Below are 6,513 nucleotides of genomic sequence, written 5' to 3'. Positions count from 1 at the left end.
CACTAACACTGTATAGAGTTGTTGCTCTATGCAGGGAGTATAGATTTATGCCTTTTAAAGGTCAACTCCTCCGGCGCAACATAAGCGTTGGGAGCCGTGTCTGAACAACAGTTTCCGTTCTCACCGTTAGCAAACAGTGTTTCTGCCTGTGTTTATCGTCCTTCGCGCCGGGGTGAAGCTAACCGTCTGCGCAAAGGGCAGTCGAAGACGCACCGCAACAACCAGCCGGTCTACACGGGCAAAACGCCGCGCGGCATGGCTGCAAAAGTGGTGGCCTGCTTCCGTCAGCATGACTGGCGTCGAAATGCCGATTTGATCGCGCTTCGTCGTACTGGTTACACGCCTTACTCTCGTGCTTCTGACCCTTCCTTTACCCCTAAACCTATGCGTATTACCCCACGCTCTGAGAGCCGTGAGGCGCTGACCTGTCTCTCTTTGGTTCTGGCCGCAAATTGTGACTACAACCCGGACAGCGATTACCTTTTCGAAATGATGCTGCCGGTGGAAGAGATTGCCCGCCGCATGAATGCGCTGCACGTTTATGAGAATGGTCGTAAAGCCTATGACGTTCTGCTCCATGCCCTGCGGGTGATGGAGCAACTGGACTACGTGGTGATACACCGTGACCGCGAAGCCGATTCTGGCCAGAACRAGCCCATGCGAATTTTTCTCACCGACAAATGCTTTACTTCACGGGGCATCGCCGTTGAAAGCATCCGGGAGTGGTTGCATAAATATCGCCAGTGGGCGGTAGCCAGCGGACTGGCGGAGTCGATGCAGCAGAAATATCAGCGTCACCTGCTCAAAATGGCGCGTTTGGGCATCAATATTGACCGCCACCATTCACTTAAAAACCGTCTGAGACAGATAAAACGCTGGGTTGTCAGCCCGGAGCTGCGCGATGAAAAAGCGCGAACTGAGGCCGATATTGGCGCCGTTCTTGACGAACAGGCGCGTAAAGTGCGGCAGCTGCGTCCAAAAAATAGCACGGCCACGCATGAGAACGCCTGGCGGCGTTTTACGGCCAGTGGTCTGCTCACCACGGTTGCGCAGATGTCGCTGGAAAGTGCCCTCAAAGCCGAGTTCCCGACGCTGCTGTCCACGGATGCTGAGACGTTTTATGAGCGGCTCCTGGAGCGCGCCGGCGTTCCACTGTCTTAACCACATTCCTCTCTAAACCTTTCCCCTTCCTGYGATTTTGCGGGCCTGATGCTGGCATTTTTTCCGTTCGCGGATGCCTGGCAGGCTTCCCCACGTCTGTTGTCCGCCAAAATGTGCACCGGTGACGGTCGGGGCATGCTCACGATACGGCGCTGGCCAACGTCTGATTAATAAATAATCGTTTAAATTCGAAGAGATAATTCCCCCGGTCGAGGCATCCCATTAACTTCGAAAATCCTTCTTCAGATATGAGTAATTTCGAACGTTACTTCTGAACAAAACAAGCTTTCTAAAGAAAGAGTACTCCTGAGCCAGCCACGGCATGGCATCTGGAGTAGCTCCCTTCGCTATGCTCAGGGCAACCACACCTTATCAACGGCATCATTTGGCAGGGCAAAAAAAGAAGTAGCTCCCCGGACAAGCCGGGGCATAACACTCATCATATTAGTTACAACATTCAATAAACTTCAACCACGTCAACCCCCAGCACCGAGCACAAACGCACCCCCTCCGCCCACCTGAAAAGCCGCCCCGCCCCGGGCCAAAGGCCCGGAACAGAGTGGCTTTAAAAGTGAATGTTGTAACTACTGCGGTAGTGTCGCTTTGAGAGGTTTCGCTTTGGTTTTGGGGAACACGCTCGTAAGCGCCAAAGGCGCTAACGCGGAGATACGCCCTGGCTTCGCCAGGACCACTCCGACCGCGTACCTTGACGTTTCGTTGCTGTGAGCAGCAATGGTCTGGCAGGGCGAGGGACGGGCATCGGTGTTACCTATAAAACCAGGGCGGCTGCGCCGCGTCACGGCGACCCTTAGCTGATGGTGTCACAGGCAACAATCATTGTCGCCTTCATGCACTTACGTGCATAAAAAATACAACCCATCGCATTCAAGGAATTTGTTACGCGGCCGTTCACCGTTTCCCTAATGAACCTCTTCAACTTGGTACCCTTGTACATCAAGACTCTCCGAAAACAATCTTAGGGTTCCTTGCGATACAGCCAGTAACCAAACGTTGCAACAGATCTCATTATTCCGCTCGCATCACAAACACGCTGTTAGGGTCTATCGAAATATCAACGTCCTCGCCGCGCGACGGCGGGGAGGATAGTGGCGTGTTAAACATGTCAATAGTGATTGTCTCATTGCCAACGAGCAGGCGAACCCGAATTACGGAACCATAAAAGCCAACCCCCGTAACCTTGCCTCTCAGTATGGCATCTCCCTTGTGGACGCCAAAGCGTATTGCTTCAGGCCGGACTGCCAATGAGATATGGTCGCCCCGCGCTAAACCCTGCGGAAGTTCCAGATTTTTGAGAGTTGCGGTTGCGACCTCCACTGCCCCGCTCGCAGGGTCCAATAGTGTTGCATTGAGGACAGAAAGCGTTCCAACGAACGATGCGACGAAACGAGTGGCCGGACGATTGTAAATTTCAAGTGGTGTGCCAAATTGCTCAACTCTTCCGCTGTTCATGACAGCAACCCGGTCAGACATCGACAATGCCTCTTCCTGGTCGTGAGTCACAAAAAGCGTGGTGATGCCAAGTTCAGTTTGGATGTCTCGAATCTGTTCACGCAAAGAAAGACGAATCTTTGCATCAAGTGCCGAGAGCGGTTCATCAAGCAATAGCATCGCTGGTTTTGTTGCCAACGCTCGTGCCAAAGCCACGCGCTGTTGCTGGCCGCCCGAAAGCTCATAAGGAAAGCGCCGCTCGAACCCTGTCAGACCGACGAGTTCCAACATTTCAGCAACGCGCCTTTGAATGTCTCGATCTGCCATGGCCGCGATTTTTAGACCAAAGCCGACGTTGGCGGCAACCGACATATTCGGAAACAACGCGTAAGATTGGAATACCATTCCAAGGTTGCGTTGATCTGGGCGCAACCTGGAAACATCTCTCCCATCAATCAGAATTTGGCCAGTTGTCGGATGCTCAAATCCTGCAATCATACGCAATACCGTAGTCTTTCCGCAGCCTGATGGGCCTAGAACCGAAATGAATTCGCCTTTTCGTACTTCAAGATCTAGATTGCGAACGACTTCATGCTCCCCGAACCGTTTGATGACCCCGGAAAGGTGAAGGGCGGTATTTGTTTTAGCGGAGGACGCGACCAGATTCATTTACTCTCTCTTTGCACATTAGGTGAAAAACGCGCCAAAACTTGGACCAGTCCCATTGCGGTCCAGGTAATGAAGAATGACAGAATAACCAATGCCGCCGGTTCATAGGCCTTTGCGACCCCAACTCTCTGGATATAGGGGCCAAAGGCAGGCCTCGTGAGAAGACTCGCCATCACGAACTCACTGATTACAACGGCGAAAGTTAGGAACGCACCAGACAACACTGAAACCAGTATATTTGGTAGAATTATGCGGGCAATAATAGTGATTGGTCTGGCGCCAAGAATTGTTGCAGCCTCAGTGAGAACGCGGGCATTGATTGCTTGGAGGCCGGTATCAACAGCTCGATACAGATACGGAAGCGCTAGCGTCACGTAACCACATATCAACAATATATCGGACCCGCGAGAAGTTCCTGTAAGAGGAAGCAGCGATGAAGAGGAAAACATTCGCACATAGCCAAACACCAATATTATTGGTGGAACGATCAGCGGCAGCAGCACGATAAACTCGACGGCTGGCCGAAGCCATGGGAGGCGCAGGCGTACCAAATATACGGTTGGCACGACGAGAATAGTGCCTACGAAGATGGTGCATAAGGCGATGAGCGCCGAATAACTGAAACTCGAAATGAAATCCGGATCGGCGAACACGTAACGGTAGGCATCGAGACTGTAGCCATCGCGCCTTAGGCTAAGCGAGAACTCTGCTGTACTGATCAATGGCATGAGGAAAAAAGCAACACCTAGGGACAGACAGATCCAACGAAGAAGATGCATAGTTTTTATCATCTGAGCCACCGTTCAGCGCGGGTGCGGAGGATAAGATAGATCGTGTTGGCAAACGCCATGACGATAATCATGCCAAGCGCCAGTGCAGCACCGAGACTGTCATTGTGCAGGACGTCACCACGGATCTGCGCATATAGCAGAATCGGCACGATGTTCACCGCGTAACCGGTGAGGGCATAGGCTGTGGCAATTGCCCCGAACGAGTTCGCGAAAAGGAGCGCTAGTGTCCCAAGGAGGCTGGGCCACAAGATGGGCAGGCCAATATGTCGCCAATATTGCCAAGATCTGGCGCCTAGGATTGACGCAGCTTCGCGCCAGTCTCTACGCAAGCCATCAATGGCTGGCATCATGATGGTAATCGTGATCGGGAYCTGGAAAAAGAGATAAGTGACTGTTAGACCCCAGAAGCTGGCCAGATCGAAGCCTTTGGCATAAATATCTATGCCAAAGGCCGCCTTGATTGCTACGGAGACTAATCCGAGACGTCCAAGTGTTGCGACGAACGCAAAGGCGAGTGGAACTCCCGAGAAGTTCGAAGCGACGCCGCAGAATGTCATCACGATAGAACGGACCTTAGTGCTGCCTATACCGCGGTCCACGTTTAGAGCAAGGCCTAGGCCAATTATTGCACCAAGCACAGCTGACGCTGCAGAGAGCCTTATAGACTCGGCAAACGCGCCTGTAACCTCAGGCGTGTTGAGGTCAGCAAAATTCCCGAACGTCAGGTGCCCCTGCTGATCGACAAACGCGTTGGCGATCAGCGAAACTGTTGGCGCGACCATCATCACGAGAGCGAAGATGAAAAACGGCGCGACTCCGATCAACGCGGACCAATCCAATCGTCGTAACGCCGAAGCTCGACGAGTGATAGGAAGCTCGCAGGGTTCGGAAATCCCCAACTCAGTGACTTCCTTCTTCGACAGGGACACCTTAGTTCTTCTTGGCATTTGCGTTGATGCTCGTAGTCCAGTTTTCAGCGACAATCTTGCCGACTTCGATCAGCTCCTGAAGTGCCGGGAACACGACATTATCCCCGGATGGAGGAAGTTTAGCGACCATCTCATCCGTGATTGAGCCAGCCTTCCGCATTTGGTCGAAACGGATCGGATGGCAGAGACCGTGCAGAAATCCGATCTGCCCTTCGTCGGAATACAAGTACTCCATCCAGAGCTTCGCCGCGTTGGGATGAGGTGCATACTTGCTGATCGCCTGGGCGTAAACGCCCGCAACGGTCACCTTGGGGACGATTGTTTCAATGAGAGGGTTGCCGTGGAAGTTTTCGTTGTAGATGACTCCGTTAAAGTCCCAGCGTGATGTAATTGGCGTTTCGCCTTTGGCAATTGCAGCAGCGGTACCGAAAGTCGGAACGAGATTACCGATTTCATTGAGTTGACGGTAGAACGCTATACCCGCCCTGGCTGCATCGGCACCCGATTTCGCGCCAGTGGCCAGTCCGGCGGCATAAATGCTCAGGATCGCGTTGTTCGCCGTTCTCGGGTCTGCTGGTAACGAAATGCTTTTCTTGTACATCGGATCGCGAAGATCAGACCAATCAGTAGGGCTTTTCTTGGCCACGTCCTTGTTCACAAGGAATGCCAGCACGCCATAATAGTCGCCGTACCAGTGCCCTTCCGGATCCTTAACGGCGTCCGGAATCGAATCCCAATTCTTGACCTTGTACGGCTGCAGTAGTTCGTCCTGCATGGCCGTCGGACCAAACACCATGCCAACGTCGATGACGTCGGGAGCCTGCGGTCCCGTGTTCCCAATGTTAGCCTTGATCGTGGCAAGTTCTTCTCCCGAACCAGCGTTTGGATTCAGTTCATTTACGACGAGGCCGTACTTGTCCTTGAAGCCCTGAATGAGAGCTCCATAACCGCACCAGTCGTGTGAAACGGCAATCACTGTCAATTGACCTTCAGCTTTGGCGCCAGCGACGAGGGCATTGAGGTCTTGTGCCGATGCAGCGGCGGGAAGGACGGCCAGCGCCATTGTCGCCACGCTGGCGAGCAGTCCTGCAGTGGTATTCACGCGCATCATTCTCTCCTAGTTTTTCATCCAACGAACAGGCCTTGGAGGCATCCATATGAAGCCGCCTTATCGACAGCCAGATTATTGATCTTGCGTTACACTGGTGTGACATTATTAGAGAATAAGTGATATTTTATGGCTTTAAGTTCGTCAAGAAGTATTTCTCGTTGTGCCTCTTGATTTTCGTCATATGTCTTTCGAGTAAAATAGCAATAATATCAACATATTATGTAAAAATAAAAAATAGCCCTGAAGGTTATGAAGACGTTCCGGCCGGGGAAAACTAGTTAAAATGCTACGGGGTATTGTGAAATACGAGGTGTATGAGGGCGTGTGGCTTGGGAAATGTGGGTATTTAGGTCTTTTCCCAGAATAGATTTCGCTATTAAATCTGAATGACTCCCTCCTGCAT

The 6,513-nt window shown here is 52.2% G+C and carries 5 protein-coding genes; 1 reads left to right on the top strand and 4 read right to left on the bottom strand.

Features of this window, described 5'->3' with window-relative positions; genetic code table 11:
- Positions 1 to 96 precede the first annotated feature (96 nt).
- Positions 97 to 1,161, top strand: coding sequence for a Replication protein (locus tag AC1DUO_RS22895; RefSeq protein ID WP_477988896.1), 1,065 nt, complete (start codon positions 97 to 99; stop codon positions 1,159 to 1,161).
- Positions 1,162 to 2,187: 1,026 nt separating this feature from the next.
- Here AC1DUO_RS22895 and AC1DUO_RS22890 read toward each other — a convergent pair.
- From AC1DUO_RS22890 to AC1DUO_RS22875, 4 genes are read right to left on the bottom strand one after another with little or no spacing between them, the layout of a single operon-like run.
- Positions 2,188 to 3,279, bottom strand: a complete 1,092-nt coding sequence (locus AC1DUO_RS22890; RefSeq protein ID WP_013578305.1) for an ABC transporter ATP-binding protein — start codon at positions 3,277 to 3,279, stop codon at positions 2,188 to 2,190.
- A complete protein-coding gene (locus AC1DUO_RS22885) occupies positions 3,276 to 4,070 on the bottom strand; it encodes an ABC transporter permease (RefSeq protein ID WP_013578304.1) in 795 nt (264 codons plus the stop codon). Before AC1DUO_RS22885 ends, AC1DUO_RS22890 begins: the two co-directional genes overlap by 4 nt.
- Positions 4,067 to 4,999 (bottom strand): ABC transporter permease, encoded by a 933-nt coding sequence (locus tag AC1DUO_RS22880; protein WP_477988893.1) that lies wholly within the window; start codon positions 4,997 to 4,999, stop codon positions 4,067 to 4,069. Before AC1DUO_RS22880 ends, AC1DUO_RS22885 begins: the two co-directional genes overlap by 4 nt.
- A 1-nt stretch (position 5,000) precedes the next feature.
- Complete coding sequence (locus tag AC1DUO_RS22875) at positions 5,001 to 6,110, bottom strand: ABC transporter substrate-binding protein (protein WP_241917318.1); 1,110 nt, start codon at positions 6,108 to 6,110, stop codon at positions 5,001 to 5,003.
- Positions 6,111 to 6,513: the final 403 nt, after the last annotated feature.

The sequence above is a fragment of the Rahnella sp. P4_A8 genome (assembly GCF_056402435.1).
Note: the sequence above shows the minus strand (reverse complement) of the source record. Positions and strands in the feature narration are given on the sequence as shown.